The organism is Nonomuraea sp. PA05 (assembly GCF_008086045.1).
GTDB classification, from domain to species: domain Bacteria; phylum Actinomycetota; class Actinomycetes; order Streptosporangiales; family Streptosporangiaceae; genus Nonomuraea; species Nonomuraea monospora.
The window spans coordinates 1-21,006 of record NZ_VSEY01000067.1; the positions used below are offsets into that span (position 1 = coordinate 1).

General features: G+C 70.6%; 14 protein-coding genes. 6 read left to right on the top strand and 8 right to left on the bottom strand.

Annotated elements, in window-relative coordinates:
- The 3 genes from FXF51_RS55790 to FXF51_RS55800 all read right to left on the bottom strand — a co-directional run.
- On the bottom strand, positions 1-858 hold an 858-nt coding region (locus FXF51_RS55790; protein ID WP_222871921.1), incomplete at its 3' end, for a carbohydrate ABC transporter permease.
- The gene (locus tag FXF51_RS55795) at positions 855-2,156 is read right to left on the bottom strand and encodes an ABC transporter substrate-binding protein (RefSeq protein ID WP_222871922.1); all 1,302 of its coding nucleotides are present in this window, start codon (positions 2,154-2,156) and stop codon (positions 855-857) included. The genes FXF51_RS55795 and FXF51_RS55790, both read right to left, overlap by 4 nt.
- 198 nt (positions 2,157-2,354) lie before the next feature.
- Positions 2,355-3,350, bottom strand: coding sequence for a LacI family DNA-binding transcriptional regulator (locus FXF51_RS55800; RefSeq protein WP_262380543.1), 996 nt, complete (start codon positions 3,348-3,350; stop codon positions 2,355-2,357).
- Between the two features lie 353 nt (positions 3,351-3,703).
- On the opposite strand from FXF51_RS55800, the gene FXF51_RS55805 reads away from it, so the two are divergent.
- Complete coding sequence (locus FXF51_RS55805; protein WP_222871923.1) at positions 3,704-6,895, top strand: alpha-L-rhamnosidase; 3,192 nt, start codon at positions 3,704-3,706, stop codon at positions 6,893-6,895.
- A gap of 32 nt (positions 6,896-6,927) precedes the next feature.
- Here the strand turns inward: FXF51_RS55805 and FXF51_RS55810 are convergent, their stop codons facing one another.
- The gene (locus FXF51_RS55810; protein ID WP_148443016.1) at positions 6,928-9,591 is read right to left on the bottom strand and encodes a LuxR family transcriptional regulator; all 2,664 of its coding nucleotides are present in this window, start codon (positions 9,589-9,591) and stop codon (positions 6,928-6,930) included.
- Positions 9,592-9,895: 304 nt separating this feature from the next.
- Between FXF51_RS55810 and FXF51_RS55815 the strand changes: the two genes are divergently transcribed.
- Complete coding sequence (locus FXF51_RS55815) at positions 9,896-11,329, top strand: dihydrolipoyl dehydrogenase family protein (RefSeq protein WP_262380544.1); 1,434 nt, start codon at positions 9,896-9,898, stop codon at positions 11,327-11,329.
- A gap of 216 nt (positions 11,330-11,545) precedes the next feature.
- Complete coding sequence (locus tag FXF51_RS55820) at positions 11,546-11,818, top strand: hypothetical protein (protein ID WP_148443018.1); 273 nt, start codon at positions 11,546-11,548, stop codon at positions 11,816-11,818.
- Positions 11,819-11,835: 17 nt separating this feature from the next.
- On the opposite strand, the gene FXF51_RS55825 is transcribed toward FXF51_RS55820, so the two are convergent.
- The 3 genes from FXF51_RS55825 to FXF51_RS55835 form a co-directional block, all read right to left on the bottom strand.
- Entirely contained in the window at positions 11,836-14,601 is a 2,766-nt protein-coding gene (locus FXF51_RS55825; RefSeq protein WP_148443019.1) for an ATP-binding protein, read from the bottom strand.
- A 96-nt stretch (positions 14,602-14,697) separates the two neighbouring features.
- The gene (locus FXF51_RS55830) at positions 14,698-15,366 is read right to left on the bottom strand and encodes an alpha/beta hydrolase (RefSeq protein ID WP_148443020.1); all 669 of its coding nucleotides are present in this window, start codon (positions 15,364-15,366) and stop codon (positions 14,698-14,700) included.
- Positions 15,367-15,756: 390 nt separating this feature from the next.
- On the bottom strand, positions 15,757-16,446 hold the full coding sequence (locus FXF51_RS55835; protein ID WP_148443021.1) for a TetR/AcrR family transcriptional regulator: 690 nt from the start codon (positions 16,444-16,446) through the stop codon (positions 15,757-15,759).
- A gap of 133 nt (positions 16,447-16,579) precedes the next feature.
- Here FXF51_RS55835 and FXF51_RS55840 point away from each other — a divergent pair, with 133 nt between their 5' ends.
- Positions 16,580-17,338, top strand: coding sequence for an SDR family NAD(P)-dependent oxidoreductase (locus tag FXF51_RS55840; protein ID WP_148443022.1), 759 nt, complete (start codon positions 16,580-16,582; stop codon positions 17,336-17,338).
- A 170-nt stretch (positions 17,339-17,508) separates the two neighbouring features.
- Here FXF51_RS55840 and FXF51_RS55845 read toward each other — a convergent pair whose 3' ends face one another.
- Positions 17,509-18,438, bottom strand: a complete 930-nt coding sequence (locus FXF51_RS55845) for a sugar-binding transcriptional regulator (protein ID WP_222871927.1) — start codon at positions 18,436-18,438, stop codon at positions 17,509-17,511.
- Positions 18,439-18,797: 359 nt separating this feature from the next.
- Here FXF51_RS55845 and FXF51_RS55850 point away from each other — a divergent pair, with 359 nt between their 5' ends.
- A complete protein-coding gene (locus FXF51_RS55850; protein WP_222871924.1) occupies positions 18,798-19,679 on the top strand; it encodes a nucleoside hydrolase in 882 nt (293 codons plus the stop codon).
- Positions 19,680-19,708: 29 nt separating this feature from the next.
- Positions 19,709-21,004 carry an ABC transporter substrate-binding protein gene (locus FXF51_RS55855; protein ID WP_148443025.1) on the top strand — a complete coding sequence of 432 codons (1,296 nt, stop codon included), beginning with the start codon at positions 19,709-19,711 and terminating at the stop codon, positions 21,002-21,004.
- Positions 21,005-21,006 lie beyond the last annotated feature (2 nt).

Sequence of the window (21,006 nt, forward strand, 5' to 3'; positions counted from 1 at the left end):
CACGTTGCCGGCGGTGGACAGGCCGAAGAAGCCGGCCTGGTACTGCTTGTAGATGATCGAGGCGATGGTGTCGCTGGTGAAGCCGGGGCCGCCGCGCGTCATCGTCCAGATGAGGTCGAAGGAGCGCAGGCCGCCGATGAACGACAGGATGATCACCGAGTAGGTCGCCGGCCACGACAGCGGCAGCGTCACGTGGCGGAAGCGGTGCCAGGCGTCCCCGCCGTCCACGGCCACGGCCTGGTAGTACTCCTGCGGAATCGACATGATGCCGGCGATGTAGATCACGGTGGCCAGGCCGACGCCCTTCCAGACATCCACCAGGGCGACCGACAGCAGGGCCGTGTTCGCGTCGCCGAGCCAGTCAGGGCCGGAGACGCCGGCCAGCGCGAGCAGCTTGTTGACCAGCCCGGTGTCCGGCCGCAGCAGCGCGCTGAAGGTGATCCCGACCGCCACTGTGGAGACCAGGACCGGGAAGAACACGACCGAGCGCAGGAAGCCGCGCAGCCGCAGCCGGGAGGTGAGCAGGACGCCGAGCAGCAGCCCGAGCACGACCTTCAGGCCGGACGTGACGACCGCGTAGACGACGGTGTTCTGGAAGCCGATGCGCAGGTTCTGCTCGGCCAGGAAGTCGCGGAAGTTCTGCAACCCCACGAAGGTGCTGTCGAACAGGGTCCAGCGGGTCAGCGCGAAGTAGAACGCCATCACCGTCGGCACCAGGAAGATCACCACGTAGATGACGGCGGCAGGCGCGTACAGCGCGTACGGGTAGGCCGATCTGCGCCTGGCGGCGGAGCGGGCGTGCCGCCGGCCGGGCGGCGCGCCGGACCCCGCGCGGAGCCCGGCGTGCTGCCGCGTCACCACCCGGCCAGCCCCAGCTGCTTGGCCTGCTTCTCCACGTCCTTGTCGTACTGGGCGGCCCCTTCGGCGGCCGGGGTCAGGCCGGAGCCGACGGCGACGGTGATCTGCTCCAGCGACGGGCCCTTGATCGGCGACAGGAACTCCAGCGCGGGCGTGGTGGCGCCCTGGTCGAGGTAGCCTTGCAGGTCCTTGGCCACCTGGAGGGCGTCCTCGGGCAGCTTGGAGCCCTTGATCCGGTACGGCCCCGACGGCTGCACGGCCGCGGTCACCGCCTCGGTGCCCGCCGGTGAGGCGACGAAGGCGAGGAACTTCTTGGCCGCGTCCAGCTTCTCGGTGGTCTTGGCGATGTAGATGGCCGGGGGTTCCCAGACGGTGGCGCCGTTCTTGGCCGGGTCGGTGCCCGGGATGCCGAACAGGCCGACGTCGGTGGCGGTCTGCGGGTAGGTGGCCAGCAGCGGCGGCAGCAGCCCGCTGAGCATCGGGTAGTGCGCGCCCTTGCCCTCCACCAGCAGCTTCAGGCCCTGGTCGAGGGTGGCCGAGCCGAAGCCCTCCTGGAAGTGGTTCTTGGCGTGCACGTCGGCCAGGTGCTGGAAGCCGCCGGTGGCGGCGGGCGTGGTGGCGTACTTGGCCTTGCCCGCGGTGTAGTCCTGGGCGAAGGTCGGCACCTCGGCCTGGACGTTGTGGTAGTCGGCCAGGACGAAGAGCTGCGAGGTCCAGGTGTCCTTGAACGTGCCGATCACGGGGGTGACCCCGGCGGCCTTGATCTTGTCGTTGTTCGCCATGAACTCGGCCCAGGTCTTCGGCACCTCCAGCTTGAGCCGCTCGTAGACCTCGCGGTTGTACAGGATGCCGCCGCCGGTCAGCGTGGTGGCGGGGACGCCGTACACCTTGCTCTCGTTCGTCACCACCGGCAGGTACTCGGCCTGCACGTTGGCCAGGACAGGGTCGCCGGTGAGATCGACCAGGGTCTGGGCCGGGTTCAGCGCTTGGAGCAGCGAGCCCGAGTTGTACCAGAACACGTCCGTCATCTCGCCCGTCGACAGGCGGGTCTTGACGACGTTGTCGCCCTCGCTGCCGCCCGGCTGATGCTCCATCTCGATCTTGATGGTGGGGTTGGCCTTCATGAAGGCGTTCGCCAGGGCCTTGGAGGTGTCCACGGTCGACTGGTCGCTGCCGGTCATGAAGGTCAGGGTCACGGTGCCGTCGGCGCTGGGCGCCGAGCCGGACCCGCACGAGGTCGAAGCCGCCGTCGCGAGCACGGCCAGGGCCGTGGCAAGCAGGCGGTGGGAGGTCTTCACACACCCCTCCAGGGTTATTGAATCGTTTTAAGCGATCCCCCGATGCGGTTAACGTAGGCGTCATACGAGACCGTGTCAAGAGTGCTTTTGTGTAACGGTTCCCGATGTTTTAGCAGATGGAAACGCTAACATGGCTGCTACCTGCGTAACGGTTCTCATTGAGGGCAGCCGTGTGCCAGGATCGGCTCCCGCCGAACGCTATGGAGTCGGCGGCGCGGCCGTGGAGGCGCGGATGACGAGGCTCGGCGTGACGGTGAAGCGCACCGGCGTCATCCGGCCTTCCACGCGTTCGAGCAGCAGCTTGCCCGCTGCCCGCCCCATCTCACGGCCGTCCTGATCGATACTGGTCAACGCGATGTTGGGCAGCGCGGCCAGGTGCGTGTTGTCGTAGCCGGCGACCGACACGTCCGCCGGGACGGACAGGCCGGCCTCGTGCACGGCGGCCAGGGCGCCGAGCGCCGCCTGGTCGGCTCCCGCGAAGATCGCCGTCGGGCGAGGCGTGCGGCTCAGCAGCTCGCGGGCGCCGTCGTAGCCGCCCTGCTCGTTGTAGAAACTGGTCGCGACCGCGATCTCGCCCTCTAGACCGTGCTCGCGCATGACCCGCTCATAGGTCGCCGACCGGATGCTGTGCAGCAGATCACCGGACTTGGCGATGCTGTCGTCCTGGTGGGTGATGTGCGCGATACGGCGGTGGCCCAGCTCGATGAGGTGGTTGACCACCAGCTCGGCGCCCGCCTCGTCGTCGTCGAAGACCGAGTCGTAGTGGGGCGAACGTTCGTGGCGGGCGAGCACCACGACGGGCTTCTCCTTGGCCACCTCCTCCAGCCGCGCCTTCGAGGCGAGCGGGGCGACCATGATGATGCCGTCCACCTGCCGGGACAGCAGGGCGTCCACCGCCCGCTGCTCGACCTTGCGGGTGGCACCGCCCTGGATCATGAACGCCTGGTAGTCGGTGGTCTCCAGGTAGGCGGTCAGCCCGTCCAGGATGTCGGCGAAGAACGGGTTGCGGATGTGCGGCAACACCAGGCCGAGGGTGAAGGTCCGGCCACGCATGCCGCGGGCCACGGCCTGCGGCCGGTAGCCGAGCTCCTCGATGGCCGTCTTGACCTTGTTCTTCATGGCCGGGCTGACACCGTAGGCATTGCGGATCACCTTGGACACGGCCGTGACGGAGACCTGGGCATGGTTCGCCACGTCGGCGATCGTCACTTTTCGTCGTCGATCGGACGCAACCATGGGACTCCATTTCCGCGGCGTGGTCCGATTGTATGAGCTGGTGACATGGCCCCATCGCCGCCGGCTTCCGAACCCTGGCCAGAGGCGGGTTCGAGATGGGTATCGTTACCCAAACAGCAGACTTACCCGCAAGTCTAGATGCGGTTTCTTCATGAATCGTTGCTCACCTTCCTCTTGACGACCGATGAGGGAGCGCTTACGTTGGCGGCATCTCCGGGGTGCTTAAAACGATTTATAGATTCAAGGAGCATGCGGGCCCGCGCCCGCCCTGACACCGCCACCGACCGGTGAAGCACCGGAAGGGAGTACCTGTGTCCTCACTCCATCGCCGCATCCGCGCGTTAGCAGGGCTGGGGGTGGCGTTCGCCCTCGTCCTCACGCAGGCCCCGCCTGCGGCCGCCGCGCGACGTTCCTCCGTCGAGGTCGTCGACCTGCGGGTGGACGGCCGGCGCGACCGGCCCCTCGGCCTCGACGACCCCGCCCCTATGCTCGGGTGGCGGATGGCCCCGGCGCGGTCGTCCGCCGGGCATCCGTGCCACCGTCCCGGCTCGCGGGCCGCCTGTCCGGCCGACGCGCAGACCGCGTACCAGATCCAGGTGGCCGCCAGTGAGAGCGACCTCAGGCGCGGCCGGCTGATCTGGGACTCCGGCAAGGTGAACGCCGCCACCCAGTCCGGGGTCCGCTACGGCGGCCGGGCCCTGGGGTCGCGGCAGCAGGTCAGCTGGCACGTCCGGGTCTGGGACGCCGGCGAGCAGCCCTCGGACTGGAGCAGGCCGTCCTCCTGGGAGATGGGCCTGCTCCAGCAGAGCGACTGGGGGCAGGCGCGCTGGATCGAGTACGCCGGCCGCACCGAGTCCCAGCCCATGCCGATCTTCGCCCGCGCGTTCGACCTCGACCGGCGCAAGCGCGTGGCCGGTGCCCGCCTCTACCTGTCCGGCGTGGGCCTGCACCTGCCGACCCTGAACGGCCGCGAGCTGTCCGGCGAGGTGCTCGCCCCTGGCAACTCCAATTACCAGCTCTCCAGCGAGTACCGCACCTACGACGTCACCGGCGAGCTGCGCGCCGGCGCCAACACGCTCGGCGTGCGGCTCGGCAACGGGCCCGCCTACGTGCGGCGCAGCGTCACCAACCCGGCGGCCGGCCGCACCGCGCCCTACTCCTGGTGGCAGAGCCAGCTCAAGGGCAGCGGCACCCTGACCGCCGACACCGCCCCCGGCGCCACCACCGTGACACTGAGCAGCGTCACCGGCTACCACGTCGGCGGCACGATCAACGTCGACACCGGTGGCGGCGGCGACAACCTCGAATCCCGCACGATCACCGCGATCGGCGCATCCGAGATCACCTTCACCCCGCCGCTGGACAAGCCGCACCCAGCGGGCGCGACGGTGACCGGCTCCGGCAACAACCTCGCCGCCAGCGACCCGAGCGCCGGCGCGGCCGTGACGCCTCGCCTGATCGCGCGCATGGAGATCACCTACAGCGACGGCTCATCGGACGTCATCGTCTCCGACCGGAGCTGGCGCACCGCCCTCGGCGCCCTGGTCACCGACGCCTGGTACTCCGGCTCCGACCACGACGCCCGCCGCGAGCAGCCCGGCTGGGACCGCCCCGGTGCCGACCTGTCCCCCGCCGCCAAGCGGCGTGACGGCTCGGCCATGGAGTGGACCTCCGCCGGCATCGCGCCGCCGCCGAACCTCGCCACCAAGCTCGTCGCGCGGACCGCCGAGCCGATCAGGGTGGTGGAAACCTTCCGGCCGGTGTCGATGACGAACCCGGCGCCCGGCACCTGGGTGTTCGACTTCGGGCAGAACATCGTCGGCTGGCCGGAACTGCACCTCAAGGGCACCGTGCCCGCCGGCACCGTCATCCGCATGTCACCCGCCGAGTCGCTGGCCGCCGACGGCACCGTCGACCAGGCGTCCCTGATGGGCGGCGGCGGCAACCGGGGCCGCGACCTGTTCAACACCTACACCGCGGCCGGGCTGCCCGGCGGCGAGAGCTGGCACCCCGACTTCAACTACTTCGGCATGCAGTGGGTCCAGGTCACCGGCCTGCCCGAGGGCCACACCCCGGACAAGAACCTGGTCAAGGGCGTCCGGCTGCAGGCCGACACCCCGGTGGCCGGCGCGGTGACCACCTCGAACGCGCGGATCAACCGGATTCACCGGATGTCGCGCTACTCGTTCGCGTCCAACGTCATGTCGGTGTTCACCGACTGCCCTGGCCGGGAGAAGCTGTCCTACCCGGCCGACTACACGATGCCGATGGGCGCCATCCACCGCAACCACGAGCTCGCCGCGTACCTGAGGACCACGATGCGGCACCTCGTGGAGGGCCAGTCGGTCGCCGACACCCCGATGCGCGGCAATGTCGCGCTGAAGACGCCCGTCTACGACTGGGGCTACAGCGGCCGCTTCGGCGACGAGATCAACTGGGGCAACGCGATCATCCTCGTCCCGGCGCTGTTGTACGAGCTGTACGGCGACACCGAGACGATGAGCCGCCACTACGACCAGATGGTGCTGTTCGCCGACTACATCCAGCGGCAGAAGGCCGGCACGGGCGCGGACGCGCACATCGTGGACGCCGCGCTCGCCGACTGGGTGGCCGCCGACCAGACCTCCGGCCGCATCACCGGCACCTGGGGCTACCACACCATGATCAGCAAGCTGGCGATGATGGCCGAGCTGACCGGCCACCCCGGCGACGCCACCCGCTACCGGACACTCGCCACCGACATCAAGAACGCCTTCAACAGCCACTTCTACAACCAGCAGTTGCGCCGCTACACCACCGACGGCGACGCCGGCGCCACCGGCGCCACCCAGACCGCGCAGGCGCTCGCCCTGGACGCCGGGCTCGTCCCCGACGGCGAACGGCAGGCCGTCCTCGACGCGCTCGTCGAGCTCGTCCACGCCTTCCACCCCAACGGCGAAGGTCCGCACTTCAGCGGCGGCACCATCGGCATGGCCCCGACCGTCCGGGCGCTGTCCGCCGGCGGGCGCGACGACGTGCTGTGGGAGCTGCTGCAGAGCGACGCCCAGCCCAGCTACGGCTACTTCATGGCCTCCACCCCCGCCAACCCGGGCGGCATGACCACCATCGGCGAACGCTGGAACCGGGGCGACTCCAAGAACCACATGATCCTCGCCCAGATCGAGGAGTGGTTCCACAGCGGCCTGGCCGGCATCCGGGCGGCCGACGGCTCCGTCGCCTATCGCGAGCTGGTCATCCAGCCCAAGCCGGTCGGCGACCTCACCTTCGTCAAGGGCAGTTACACCACGCCGCAGGGCGTGGCGAAGTCGGAGTGGAGCCGCGGGCAGCGCACGTTCAGGCTGACGGTCGAGATCCCGCCCAACACCGCCGCCGAAGTGCGGGTCCCGGCCGAGGAGCGCCCTGCCGCCAGTTCGCAGCGGGCCGAATTCCTGCGCATGGACGGCGGCCACGCCGTCTACCGCGTGCCGTCCGGCACCTACACCTTCAGCGCGACGACCGGCTGATCGCCCTCCTTGTGGCCCTGGGCGTGGTCATGTCAGTCCTTCGACTCGGTGACGCGGTCAGGGCGGTTCATGGCGTCCCGCAGGGCCGCGCGGGTGGTGATGCCCAGTTTGGGGAAGATCCGATACAGGTGAGAGCTGACGGTACGCGGCGACAGCCGTAGCCGTGCCCCGATCTCCTTGTTGGTGAGACCGCTGGCGGCGAGGTCGGCGATGCGCCGTTCCTGCCAGGTCAGCGACGCGTACGGGGCGGAGGCCGGCGGTGCCGCGCCGATGATCCGCAGTTCGGCGCCGGCCCGCCCGGCCCATGCGGCGGCGCCGAGCCGTTCGAAGGTCCCGGCGGCGTGGGTGAGCAGCGACCGGGCGGTGGCGCGTTCGCGCGTGTGGCGCAGGCGGATCCCATGGGCCAGCTGGATCCGTGCCGTTTCGAACGGGAACCGCGCGGCCGCCGGGTGGGAGGTGGCGCGCGTGAACATCTCGGTGGCCTCCCGCTCGGAGCCCGCGGTCATCGCGAGCGCCCCGTAGCAGGTCAGGGCGAGGCGCGGGGAGAGGCCGGTGAAGCCCGCGTCGCGGGCGGCGAGGGCGTGGCGGCGGGCCTGTTCGGTGCGGCCGGTGCGCAGGGCCGCCTCGATGAGGTCGAGGAGGGTCCGTGACGCCTGGCCGCAGTAGGGCCGGAACGTGCCGGGCGTCGTGATGCCGGCCGCGTGGCGGTACGCGGCCTCGTAGTCGCCCTCGCTCAACGCGGCCGTCACGGCGATGGAATCGGCGAGGCCGGTGACGAAGCCGACGCCGCGCGGCCTGGCCCAGGCGTCGGCTTCGGCTCGTAGTTCGAGGGCCCGGGCGGTCTGGCCACGTAGTGCCGCGAGCTGCGCCAGATGGGCACGCGTCTGGTGGGCGAGCAGATGCAGGCCGTGCTCGACCTCCAGGGCCAGAGCCCGTTCTCCAGTCCGAACGGCGGCGTCCCAGTCACCGGACCCCATCTGATCCAGCATGATCATTGTCAGCATGATCAGGCCGCTGAACATGGTGCCGGTCGCCAGTTCGCGATCCACGACGCGTTCCAGATGAGGCCGGTACTGACTGACGACATCGAGGTGGTAGGCGGCGGTCGCCAGGCGGGTGACGTCCCAGGGCTCGCGGTCGTGCAGGTTCGCCGCGGCCCGTTCCAGGGGCGCGGCCCAGCCACTCCCGTGCAGGACCACGTCGCTCCAGGTGTTGCTGTAGATCTGGGTCTGCTCGGTGACGAGATCGCCGAGGGACGCGAGCGTTCGATGGGCCTCCTTCCACATGGCGGGGTCGGCGGCGTACTGGTTGACGGCGAGCAGGAGGACTTGCAGGCGGGCGAGGGTCTCGGTGGACCCGTCCGGCAGGCCCTCGATCATCGCCAGCGCCTGCCTGTGGGCGGAGCGAACGTCACCGTCCTCGAAGAACGCCTGGTGGATGGCGTTGACGGTGGCGTCCGGCCTGGAGGTGAGATGGACCGGGGGAAGCTCACTGCCGGGCCGGGCCGCGTATCCGGACAGGAAGGTCGCGTAGCCGCGCCGCCTGGCCTGTTCCACGGTGTCCTCGCTCAGCTCGGCGGCACGGGTCAGCCAGCCGACGGCGGTGACGGCGCCGCCGTGACGGATCGCCGAGTCGGCCGCGGCCTCCAGCACCCGGGCGGCCTCCTCGTCGGGCGCGTCACAGGCCGCAGCCAGATGCATCGCACGCCGTTCCAGGTCGTCCCGGTGGAGGTCCGCGAGGGCGCGATGCGCCGCCCGGCGCTGCTCGGGAGTCGCCATCTGCACGACGCTCGACCGGACCAGCGGATGCCGGAAGGTGACGTCCCCGGTGATCGGTTCGGTGTCCAGCAGCCCGCACGCCACCGCCTCGCCGACGTTCCGCATCCGGTGGCGCGGCTTCGCTCTGCCGTCGCCCGGCCGGGTCCCGACACCGTCGAGCGCCCCCAGCAACAGTTCCGCACGGGCCGGGTCGCTGAGCGCGGCGATGCGGGAGCCGTACAGCTGGTGCAGCCTGCGTGGCAGTCCCGCGTCGCCGGCCTGCGACGGTAGTTCCAGCAGCGCGAGCGGGTTGCCGAGAGCCTGGTCCAGCACCCATTGGCGCACCCGCTCCCCCAGGGAGGGGTGGTGCTGGTCGAGCAGGCGAACCGCGTCCTCGTCGGTGAGCGGGCCGACCGTCAGCTCGGGCAGCACCGCCAGGTCGAACCGGGAGACGACCTCGTCCCGGAGGGCGACCAGCAGCTTCAGCGGGACGCCCCTGATCCGGCGCCCGACGAAGCCCAGGACGTCGGCGCTGCCTTCGTCGAGCCAATGGCCGTCGTCGAGGATCACCAGGAGGGGACGTCGCGTGGCGATGTCCGACAGCAGTTCGAGCACCGCGATGCCGAGCGTCATCAACGAGGGGGGAGCATCGGCTCCCGGCCCGGTGACCGCGTCGAGGACCGTGCGGATGTCGTCGTTCAGCGGGAGTAATTGGTAGAGCAGCTGGTGCAGCCCGGAGTAGGGCAGTCCGGACTCGACCTCGACCCCGGTGATCCGGATCACGAGGTGGCCGTCCCGGACCGCCAGCTCCGCCGCCTCCTCCAGCAGAGCGCTCTTGCCCACTCCAGCCTCGCCCCGCACGACGAGCACCCGGCTGGCGGTGGACTGCACCATTGCGGAGATCTCCGCCCGCTCACGATCCCGACCGATGATCACCATCGCTGACTCCCCGTTCTCCTCCTCGACCCTGCCCGGTGATCAGTTTTGCCCGGCGCGAGGCCTCGGAGCGCCAGGGAGTGTCCCTGGGCTGCTCCCTGGGGTGCACGGGCCTGCGCCGGGCTCGGCTTGGTCCGTCACCGGACGGCCGGTCGTTCCGGCTGCCGGCCGACTCACCGTCAGATGACGGATGTGCGGGAGCGGGCGCACAGCCGAAGGTGGGAGCGTCCGACCGCTCCCGGCCGTCCAGGTGACCCGCAGGGCTCCACTTGGCCGATCACCTGTACCGCCCCCTCTTGGAGATCTTGTGCGCATTTTCGACGTCGTCGTCATCGGCGCCGGACCGGCCGGCGAGGACGTCGCCGCCCGGACGGCCGCCGCCGGGCTGAACACCGTCATCGTGGCAGCCGGACCGGCCGGCGAAGAATGCTCCTCCTGGGCGGGTGAGCCCGGCAAGGCGCTGCTACGGCCGGTCCTGCTGCACGCCGAGGCACGCGGCACGCCCGGCATCGACCCGGGCGCGCTGGACGTCGAAGCCGTCCTGCGGCATCGCGACCGGATGTCCGGCGGCCGGCCCGACCGGCCTCAGGCGCGATCGCTGGAGCGGGCGGGCATCACTGTGGTCCGCGGGCACGGACGGCTGTCCGGGCCCCGGATCGTGGAGGTGACCAGCGCGGACGGCGCGATCCTCCGGCTGGCGGCCCGGCACGCCGTGGCCGTGTGCACAGGCACCCGCGCCGCCCTCCCCCCGCTGCCGGGCCTGGCCGCCCTGCGGCCCTGGACCAGCCGCGAAGCCACCAGCGCCACCCGGGTCCCGCCGCGTCTGGCCATCGTCGGCGGGGGCGCCGTCGCCGTCGAGATGGCCACCGCCTGGCAGGCCCTCGGCTCGCAGGTCACCCTCGTCATCCGGGGGCCCGAGCTGCTTCCCCGGGTGGAACGTTTCGCCGCCGGCCTGGTCGCCGACGCGCTCCGGGCCTCGGGCGCCGAGCTGCGGTTCGGCACGACCGTCGTCGCCGCGGCCCGCGCCACCGACGTCCGGCTCACGTTGTCCGGCGGAGAGGTGCTCCATGCCGATGAGCTGCTGCTGGCGACCGGCCGCGTTCCCCGCACCGACGACCTCGGCCTGGAGACCGTCGGCCTGCGCCCTGGCGGCTGGCTGCCGAGCGACGACACCTGCACCGTGCCCGGCGTCACCGGCGACTGGCTGTATGCCGTCGGTGACGTCAACCAGCGCGCCTTCCTCACCCACCAGGGCAGGTACCAGGCGAGGATCGCCGGCACGGTCATCGCCGACCGCGCCCGCAACCATCCCCTTGACCGCAGCCCGTGGAGCCGCCACACCGGAACGGCCGACCTGGTCGCCGCCCCCCAGGTACTCTTCGCCGACCCCCAGGTCGCCTTCGTCGGCCTCACCGCCGCCGACGCCGCCCGTCTGGGCAGGGACGCCGACATCGTCGACTACGATCTCGGCCTCGTCGCCGGCGCCCACCAGCACAGCCCCGGCTATCGGGGCCGTGCCCGTATCCTCCTCGACCCTGCCCGTGGCACGCTCCTGGGCGCGACCTTCGCCGGCCGCGGCGTCGCCGAGCTTCTCCAGTCCGCGACGTTCGCCATCACCGGCGAGATCCCGCTGGACCGCCTCTGGCACGCCGTCCCGGCCTTCCCGACGCTCAGCGAGGTCTGGCTCCGTCTCCTCGAGACCTACCGGGACACCGCCGTACCGCTGCGCAGCGGGCGCTGAGACCGCAGCGGAGAAGAGAGAGTGGTTCTTCCTGCCATGGACCTTCTTCGCCTACCTGGCCGGAGGCTTCGAGCTGCGTCTTCGAGCGGACGCCTGGCCCATCCGGGTCGCCACCCGCTGCCAGGGCGCCGCCCGCCACCGCCACCGTGCCGACGTCTTCCGCACCCCGGACGGCCTGCACACCGACCCTCTCATCCGCGCCTAGCTGGAGCCCCCATGAAAGTGATCTTCGACTCCGTCCACGACCTGGCCGACGCGCTCCGCCGCGTCGCCGCGGCCCACGCTTCCGACTCCGGCCCGGACCTCGGTTCCGACTGGCCCGTTTGGTACGCCCACCAGATGGCCGCCCTCAACGAGTTCAGCCGTTTCACTCAGCTCGCCGAGCCGGTTCGCCTGGAGGACACGATCGCCGCCTACGCCGCATCCGCTCCTTCCGGCTCCGGCAGCGGCCACGGATTCGTCCCCCGCCACGCGTCTCCGGACTCGTGACCCCGCGAGCCCCGGATCTAGCGGTCCGGCAGATCGCCGTTCCGGTCAAGGACGGTGGCGAGCTGGCGGCGGGAGGTGATGCCGAGTTTCCCGTAGACCTTCCGCAGATGCCACTCGACGGTGCGAGCGCTGAGGAACAGCTGGGCGCCGATCTCCGGATTCGTCAGGCCGCCGGACGCCAGGCGCACGATCAACGTCTCCTGGGCCGTGAGGGTGCTCTCGCTGTCCGCCGCGCTGTGCCGGACCCGTTCGCCGGTCGCCAGCAGTTCGCGGCGGGCGCGTTCGGCGAACGCCCTCATCCCCAGATCGGTGAACATCTCGTGAGCGGTCTTCAAGTGGTGCCTGGCCTCCACCCGGCGGTTGTCCCGGCGAAGCCACTCGCCGTAGAGCAGATGTGCCCGGCCCAGCTCGGGCCGCAGGGAGGTCCGGCCGAGCCGATCGACGGCCTCCAGATAGTGCCGCTCGGCGACGTCTCCGACGCTGAGCAGCGCGCGCGAACGGGCTTCGAGGCCGAGGCCCACATCCGTGCCGCCCGCCGTCGTCGACTCAGCCAGCCGGGCGAGGGCCGCTTCCGCGGCCCCGGCGTCCCCCGTACGGGTGGCGGCTTCGACCAGTTCGGGCAGCGCCCACAGGGCGATGAACAAGTCGGAGGAGCTCTCGCTCGACTCGACGGCGGCGGCCAGTGCCTTGTGGTAGTGGCCGAGCCCGTTGTAGAGGACCGCCGCCACCCAGTTCGCGTACGTGACGCTCGCGCCCTGACCGGTCACCTGCGTCTCGGCGATCATCGAGCGGAGGAGAGGGACGGCCTTCTCCTCATCGCCGCGCAGGCAGGCCAGCATCGCCGGGCCGAAGGCGGCCGCGGGCGCGCCTGTCACTTCGCAGATCGTCTCGGCCTCGGCGAACATGGCCGTGGACGCCGCGAACTCGCCTGACCAGGTGGTCACGCATCCCAGCGTGATCAGCACGATCGGCAGCAGGTCGAACGCGCCCATCGTCCTCAGCACCTTGAGCTCCCGATCGAGCAGGAAGCGCCAGTTGGCGAAGTCCCAGCTGCCGATGGCGGCGGCGTGCGCGAACCAGCCCCAGCGCAGCACCTCGTCCGGGGTGAGGGAGGCCTCGACGATCGCGCTGACCGCTCTGCGCAGCACCGGCGCGGCGACGACCGGCCCCTCGACGATCACCTGCGCCAGCGCGTCGAGGACGAGTTCCGCCTCGTCCGGGTGCGCGGACACCGGCAGGCGGCGGGCGGCCCGGGACACGTCCGCCAGGCTTCCGCCGATCGCGAGGTCACCCGCGAACATGGCCGCCATCCACGCTTTCAGGTAGGTCTCGCGAGCCAGGTCGAGATCGAGCGGTTCGAGCTGCCTGGCCGCCTTCAACAGCAGCGGCGGAGCGTCGTTGCCCAGTCCGGAGGTGAAGGCGACGTTTCCCCGCAGCAGGTCCGCGCGGGCGCTCTGCAGCTCTGTCAGCGGTTCCGCCCGCACGATCGCGAGCAGTTGGAGTACGCGGTCGTAGGAGCCGGCCTGGAGGTTGGCGTGAGCGGCGGCGAGCAGGCGGTCGCTCCGGCGCGCCGGGTCGACGGTCAGGGCGGCGGCCTGCTCCAGGAAGGCCGCCGCCGCATTGGGCCCGCCACGAGCTTGAGCCCTGCTCGCGGAGCGTTCAAGGTCGGCCGCGGCGTCCTCGTCCGGCCCGTCCGTCGACTGCGCTCGGTGCCATGCCCGGCGATCCGGATCGGTGATCGGGTCGGTCGACTCGGCCAGCGCCCGATGCACGGCACGCCGCTGTTCGGCCGTCGCCGACCGGTAGGCGGCCCTGCGGAGCAGCGGATGCCGGAAGCTGATCCGGTGCCCGAAATCGGCGAGCCCCGACTCCGTCGCGGGCCGGGCCACCACATGCGAGATCCCCAGGCGGCCCGCGGCCCGCCAGATCAGCTTCGCGTCGCCCGAGGGTTCGGCCGACGCCAGGCAGATCAGCAGCCTGGTGTCGCCGGGCAGAGCGTCCAGCTGCTGGGCGAAGCTCTTCTCGATCCGTCCCGACAGCGGAGCCGTCCCGGGAAAGCCGAACCCGACGGCCAGTTCCTCGCGGGACATCGTCCGCGGCAGCTCCAGCAAGGCCAGCGGATTGCCCCGCGTCTCGGCCACGATCTGATCCCGCACCCGCATGTCGAGCGGCCCGGTCAGCGCGGTGGCCAGCAGTTCGTGCGCGTGCTGATCGGCCAGCCCGGCAAGGCGCAGCTCCGGGACGCCGGCCACCTCGTCGGTCGGGGTTCGCGCCCCGAACACCATGCCGACCGGGTCGGCCCCGAGCCTTCGCGCGACGAAGCCGAGTGCCTGCGCCGACGCCCGGTCCAGCCAGTGCAGATCGTCTGCCACGCAGAGCAGCGGGCGTTCCCTGGAGACATCCGCCAGCAGGCTGAGGACGGCCATCCCCACCATGAACCGTGCCGGAGGCGGGCCCTCCGCCAGCCCGAACGCGGTCCGCAAGGCCAGCTGCTGCGGCTTGGGCAGCACCGCCACCCGCTCCAGCATGGGGCTGCACAGCTGGTGCAGCCCGGCGAAGGCCAGCTCCATCTCCGACTGCATGCCCGACACCCGCAGCACCCTGAACCCGTGCGCCCTGGCGGCCATGTCGTCCAGCAGCGCGGTCTTGCCGAGCCCCGCGTCCCCGCTCAGGACGAGGGCTCGTCCCGTGCCCTCGCGAACCGCCCTGAGGAACCCGATGAGCGCTTCCCGCTCACTGATCCGGTTGACCAACTCGGCGGGCGCACCCTCGCGGCTCGGCATCACCAGCACATCCTTTCACCAGCGCGGATAATGCCATGTGCACAAAGGCCTCGGCAATTTCTCACTGGTGCGGGGACCCGGGAACGCCTCGCAGGTTCAGGCCGGCCGTACGATCTCGTCGATGAGGGCGGCCAGCCGGCGCGGCTGGGACAGGAACGGCGAATGACCGCCGGGGAGCCGGCGGGTCTCGGCCGCCTGGGCCGCCATCTGCTCCTGCAGCGCGGGAGGGATGGCCTTGTCCTGCTCCGTGATGATGTAGGTGGACGGGATGCTCCGCCAGGCGGCTGCGTCGACCTGCTCCGCGAACGATCGGACGGTCTGGTTGACCAGCTCGCTCACCGCCTGCTCGGCCTCTTCGTCGGGCAGGTCGCCGTAGAGCGAGACACGCGGCTCGTCGGCGCGCGGGAACAGGCCGCTGGTGTCCTCGGGGCCGGGGAGGCCATGGATGGTGTACATCGACTGCCCCTTGTCCGGCATGTAGGCGGCGAGGTAGATCAGCCGATCGACGTTGCTCGCTCCGGCGGCGGCCTCGGTGATCGGGATGCCCGCGTAGGAGTGCCCGAGAAGCACGACCGGTCCTGCGATGGATGCCAGTTCCGCGGCCAGCACGGCGGCGTCGTCATGCATGCCCGCGGTGGGATGTTCTCCGGCGCTCGGCAGCGCCGGCGTGCGCGTGTCATGGCCGAGAGCGTGCAACTCGGCCTCGAGCCGGGCCCAGCTGCCCGGCTGGTGCCAGGCGCCGTGCACAAGCATCACGGTGGTCATGAAGGGTGCTCCAAGCTTCTCGTGTGATGGATCGGACTCGTGGTCGGTGCGGCGCGGGCTCGGCGGGGACGTGCCGGACGACGCATGACCACAACGGTAGGAGGGGGGTGTTCGGACCTGGAATGGTTCAGGGTCCGAGGTAGTTGCGTGATCGTCCATAGGCGGAGGTCCGCTGAACAGCGCCCTCCATTTCACCCGCCCGGCCGGCACGGCACTTCAGTCACATGACGGCGAGAAGTGACGGTGCCGTCAGCGACGGCAGGCCGTCAAGTGACCGATGTTGCGGATGCCCTCACGTCCGAGAGTGAGAGCGGCACCTCTCGAACGTGTGGAAGGAGAAAGCCTCATGGCCGGCACCAAGCGGCGCGCCCGCGAACGCCTCTACTCGCATCAGGCACCCTCTCGGGGCACGGCGGCGCGGGCCAGGGTGCCCGCGACCAAGGTGGACAGCAGGTCCTGCAAGGTAGGAGCGAAGTCCATGCGCAACACCGCCAGGGAGGGATCGGCGTCGTAGGCGGCGAGCATGGCCGCGGACGGGCGGGCGTGGGTCCAGGCCGCGGCGGCGGCCATGATGGCCTGCGCGCACAACGTCCAGGCGTGGTCGCCCAGTTCCGGCAGGTGCTGCCGCGCCAGGCGGGCCATGGCGTCGACGTTGCCGATGGCGGTCCGTTTGAAGTGGCCCGCCAGGTCGGCGGAGACGTTGCGTTCCAGGACGCCGGCTTGGGCGCCGAGGAGGTCGCACAGCACCTGGCGTTCCTGCAGTGATCGGGTGAGGACCGCGGCCAGCCGGTCGCCGCGCTCCCCCGCGGGGCCGTCCTCGCCGACCTCGGCTGCCATCCGGGCGGGCAGGTCGTCGATCCACTGCTTCCAGGCGCGGTCCAGCAGTTCCAGCAGGACGGCTTCGCGGGATTCGAAGTAGCGCAGGACGTTGGACTTGGCCAGGCCGACGCGCCGGCTCAGCTCGTTGAGGCTGACCTCGGCGACGGGCATCTCGTCGAGCATCGCGGCGGCGGTGTCGAGGATCGTTCGCCGACGCAGCTCTCGCTGCTCCTCGCTGCGGGCGCGCTGGAAGGTGGACATGCCCCCATCTTACAGACCTCCGGTCTTTTGACATCAGACCGGTGGTACGTTAATTTCGTCGCAAGAGACCGACGGTCCGTTAGCGGTCCGGGGGGAAACGGTCACAGCCATCACCACCAGGGAGAACCCCATCATGAGCAACGACACCAAGATCGCCGTCATCACCGGCGGCGCCACCGGCATCGGCCTGGAGACCGCCAAGCTGCTGGTCGCCGACGGTGTGCACGTCGTCGTGACCGGCCGGCGCGAGGACGTCGGCAAGCAGGCCGTCGCCCAGCTGACCCAGGACGGCGGCAGCGCGTCCTTCGTGGTGGCCGACATGGACGTACCCGACAGCATCACCGCCCTGTTCGACTCCGTCCTGGCCGAACACGGCCGCCTGGACTACGCGGTCAACAACGCCGGCCTGGCCCACGAGACTGTGGCGATCGCCGACGCCGACCCCGTCAAGTTCCAGCAGATGCTCTCGACCAACGTGACGGGCCTGTTCCTGTGCCTGCAGCGTGAGATCAAGGAGATGCTCGCCGGCGGCCGCGGCGGCGCCATCGTCAACCTCGCCTCCATCGCCGGCCTCAACGGCATCCCCTACAGCGGCCCGTACGCCGCCACCAAGCACGCCGTCGTCGGCCTTACCAAGACCGCCGGCCTCGAATACTCCTCCCAGGGCGTGCGCGTGAACGCCGTGGCCCCCGGCGCCATCAAGACCGACATCATCGCGCGAGCCATCTCACTCGGTCAGTACGACGAGCAGACCATCACCGCGATGCACCCGATCGGGCGCATGGGCCAGCCGAAGGAGATCGCCGAAGGCATCCACTGGCTCCTGTCCGACAAGGCGTCCTTCGTCGCCGGCGCCATCCTCAACATCGACGGCGGCTTCCAGGCGAAGTGACCCCCGCGCCCGCCGCCACCGCCGGCCGGGGCCTCGGGGCGGGAAGGCGCGGCCGAGCGTGGCCGCCTCGCCACAGACCCGGGCTCCGGCGCAGCGTCGCGCCTGCGGGCTTCCACACGACGGCGAGCCCGCGGCGCGGGCGCACTCCAGCGTCGATCACTGGCCGTCGGTCACTGGCCGTCGTTAGCGATCGGGTGTTCATCCAGCAGCACGCGGGCGGTCGTGACGTCGGTGATGATGACGTTGACCCAGCCGCCGCTGATCGCCGCGCGGATGGCCGCGTGCTTGCGTGCGCCGCCGGCCATGCCGATGCGATGCGGGATGGTGCGCAGGACCTCCGGGTCGATGCCGACGACGCGGCTGTTCAGGTCGCTGTGGATGAGCTCGCCGGTGGCGTCGAAGTACCGCTGGCAGACGTCGCCGACGGCGTGGGCGGCGATGAGGTGGTCCTGATCGGCGGCGGCGATCGCGTTGCCGCTGTCACGCAGCAGCGGCGAGGGCTGCACGCTGCCGATGCCGACCAGCGCCATCGTCAGGCCCCGCCACTCCTGGGCCACCGACTGCATGGCCGCGTCCGCGACCAGGCTCTCACGGATCTCGGCGGAGCCGACCAGGCCCGGCGCCTGCACGTAGAGCGGTTCGGCGCCGACCAGCTCGGCGAGATGACTGAGCAGGCGGTTGGCCTTGGCCTGCACGGCGCTCTCGCCGACGCCGCCGACGAGCTGCACCACGCGGTCGGCGCCGGCCACGCGCAGCGGATGCAGCCGGTCGACGACCGACAGCAGCGTCTGGCTCCACGGCGAGATGCCGATCCGCTCCTCACCGGCCAGGGTCGACTCCAGGTAGGCCGCCCCGGCGGAGCCGATGCCTGCGATGATCTCGGACTCGTCGCCCTCGACATCGACCACGACCGCCTCCCGCACCCCGTACCGGTCCTCCAGGGCCTGCTCCAGCGCTAAGTGCACGCCCTGCGAGACGACCACCACCGTTCGCACGATGCCGATCTCGCCCGCCCGCTTCAGCAGCCGGGACACCTTCGTCTGGGAGATGTGCAGGGCCTCGGCGATGTCGGCCTGGCGGATGCCCTGTTCGTGGTACATGTGCGCAATTTTGGTGATCAGCCGCACCCTTCCATCGGAGGCGGACCGGCCCGCGCCGCTCGCGTGCACAGCCATCAAGATCCGTCCCCTTCGCCGCGGCAGAGTCTCGTCGCCCCATATTGTCCATCCGGCGGGTCACTCCTTGTACACGCCGGGCATGGGTGGTGGCCGCCGCGGGGCTCCCGGTGTGCGCGCCATGGCGTGCGCGGAGCAGGCGCGGGCTGCGTGTTTCGCAGGCGATGAGCAGTTCTCACGATCACAGGTCGCGCAGAGTTATTGACAGACATGGACGGATCAGCCAATCTACGGGCACGGAATTTATGCGCTACCGCATAATTATGCACTGGCGAGAGGCTGCCATGCGCCAACGCAGAGTGATCATCAACACCGACGCCAAGAACGAGGCGGACGACCAGTTCGCCATCGTCCACGGCCTCCTGTCACCCAGCTTCGACGTGCGAGGCCTGATCCCCGCCCACTTCGGCACCCGGCGCACCCAGCGCAGCATGGAGGAGTCGCGCGAGGAGATCGATCTCCTGCTCGAACTGCTCAAGCTGACCGGCTCCGTCACCGTCGCCAACGGAGCGGCGGCCGCCCTGCCCGACGAGCGGACCCCCGTGGACTCGCCCGGCGCCCGGCTGATCATCGAGGAGTCCAAGCTGGCGAGCGACGGCGACCCGCTCCACGTGGCCTTCCTCGGGCCGCTGACCGACATGGCCACCGCGATCCTGCTGGACCCCGAGCTCGTCCGCCGGCCGGTGGTCGTGATCTGGATCGGCGGCTCCGGCTACCGGGGCTACGACGAGGGCCCCGGCATCGAGTTCAACCTCTCCAACGACATCCACGCCGCCAACGTGGTGTTCGACTCCGGGATCACCGTGTGGCAGGTGCCCCGCGACGTCTACACCAAGGTCTCGGTGAGCTACGCCGAGCTGGAGGAGAAGATCGGCGACGCCGGCCCGCTGGGCCGCTACCTGATCGAGCAACTGCACGAGTGGAACGCCACCCACCATCCCGCACCGATCGAGTCCCGGTCGCTGGGCGACTCCCCCGCCATCGCGCTGATGCTCTTCCCGCAGAGCGGCAACCTGCGGGTGCGGCCCGCTCCCCGCTTCGGCGCCGACGGCTCCTACCTGCCCGGGTCGAACCACCCGATCAGGGTCGTCGAGGAGATCGACGTGCGGTTCCTGCTGGCGGACATGTTCGCCAAGATCCGGGGCTTCGGCCGCGAGCACGCCTGAGGCGCCCGTCCCGACCAAGGGAGATCGACATGACTGACAGGTCATACACCCGCCGAGGGTTCCTCGCCCTTTCGTCCGTCGCGGCCACCGGGCTCGCCGTCAGCGCCTGCACCGGCGCCTCCGTCGGCGGCGGCACCACGACGGCCGCGCCGTCGGACAAGCTGCGCCTGTTCACCTACGAGGACGACGCGACCATCGGATCCCTGAAGGCCCAGGTGCGGAAGTTCGACCAGCAGAACGGCACCACCACCACGGTCGACAGCCTGCCCGGCTCGGGCGCGGCCCAGTATCCCGACAAACTGCGGACCGAGCTGCTGGGCGGCAGCGGCCCCGACATCTGGCGGATCTGGGGCGGGCAGCTCGGCGCGCCGTTCGCGAAGGCGAAGCAGGCCGCCGACCTCGCGCCGTACTACCAGCGGTTCGGCTGGGACTCCTCGATCAGCGCCGCGGCCATCCAGGGCATGACGTTCGACGGCGTCAAGGCGGGCGTGCCGTTCACAGCGCGCGGAATAGGCGCTTGGTACAACAAGGAGCTGCTGGCCAAGGCCGGGATCGAGGCCCCGCCTGCCACGTACGCCGAGCTTGAGGAGATGAACGAGCAGCTCGTCGCCGCCGGCATCACCCCGTGCGGGCTGGGCGGCAAGTACGGCTGGCACGTCATGCGCCTGTTCGAGTACCTCCTGGAGCACACCACGGGTCCGCAACTGCACGACAAGCTGCTGCTGGGGCAGGAGAGCTGGGACCGGCCCGAGGTCGTCGAGGCGTTCACGCTGTTCAAGAAGTGGCAGGACAGCAAGTGGCTGCCCGAGGGCGCGCTGGGCCTCGATCCCGCGGACGTCGGCAACTGGTACGTGCAGGGCAAGGTCGCCTACGACCTCGAGGGCCAGTGGTCGGAGACGACCGCCATCCTGGCCGCGAAGAAGGACCCGAAGGACTTCGGGGTCTTCCAGCTTCCCACCGGCCACTCCCCTGCCCGGCATTCCGGGTTCGTCGAGGGCTACATGGTCAACGCCCATTCGGGCAACAAGGACAAGGCCGCGGCCCTGCTCGACTTCCTGCTGAAGCCGGACAGCCAGAAGGCCATGCAGATCACCTCGTCCACCGTGAAGGGCGCCGAGGCCGACCCCGCGGTGATGCCGCTGTCGGCGGGGTGGGACGAGAAGTACGGCTCCAGCCCCTTCTACACGATCCAGGACCAGGCCTTCCCCAAGCAGCAGTCGGACCAGTACTTCAGCGTGCAGAGCGACCTGCTCCAAGGCAAGGTGACGCCGGCCGCGGCGGCCAGGAAGATGCAGGAGATCGTCTCCGCCTGGGCCCGCGACTGACC

What these genes read in the sequence shown, in the direction of transcription:
- FXF51_RS55835 (WP_148443021.1), bottom strand. Translation starts at nt 16,446, where the DNA reads ATGTCCACCTTCCAGCGCGCCCGCAGCGAGGAGCAGCGAGAGCTGCGT.
- FXF51_RS55840 (WP_148443022.1), top strand. Translation starts at nt 16,580, where the DNA reads ATGAGCAACGACACCAAGATCGCCGTCATCACCGGCGGCGCCACCGGC.
- FXF51_RS55825 (WP_148443019.1), bottom strand. Translation starts at nt 14,601, where the DNA reads ATGCCGAGCCGCGAGGGTGCGCCCGCCGAGTTGGTCAACCGGATCAGT.
- FXF51_RS55850 (WP_222871924.1), top strand. Translation starts at nt 18,798, where the DNA reads ATGCGCCAACGCAGAGTGATCATCAACACCGACGCCAAGAACGAGGCG.
- FXF51_RS55810 (WP_148443016.1), bottom strand. Translation starts at nt 9,591, where the DNA reads ATGGTGATCATCGGTCGGGATCGTGAGCGGGCGGAGATCTCCGCAATG.
- FXF51_RS55845 (WP_222871927.1), bottom strand. Translation starts at nt 18,438, where the DNA reads ATGTACCACGAACAGGGCATCCGCCAGGCCGACATCGCCGAGGCCCTG.
- FXF51_RS55855 (WP_148443025.1), top strand. Translation starts at nt 19,709, where the DNA reads ATGACTGACAGGTCATACACCCGCCGAGGGTTCCTCGCCCTTTCGTCC.
- FXF51_RS55830 (WP_148443020.1), bottom strand. Translation starts at nt 15,366, where the DNA reads ATGACCACCGTGATGCTTGTGCACGGCGCCTGGCACCAGCCGGGCAGC.
- FXF51_RS55820 (WP_148443018.1), top strand. Translation starts at nt 11,546, where the DNA reads ATGAAAGTGATCTTCGACTCCGTCCACGACCTGGCCGACGCGCTCCGC.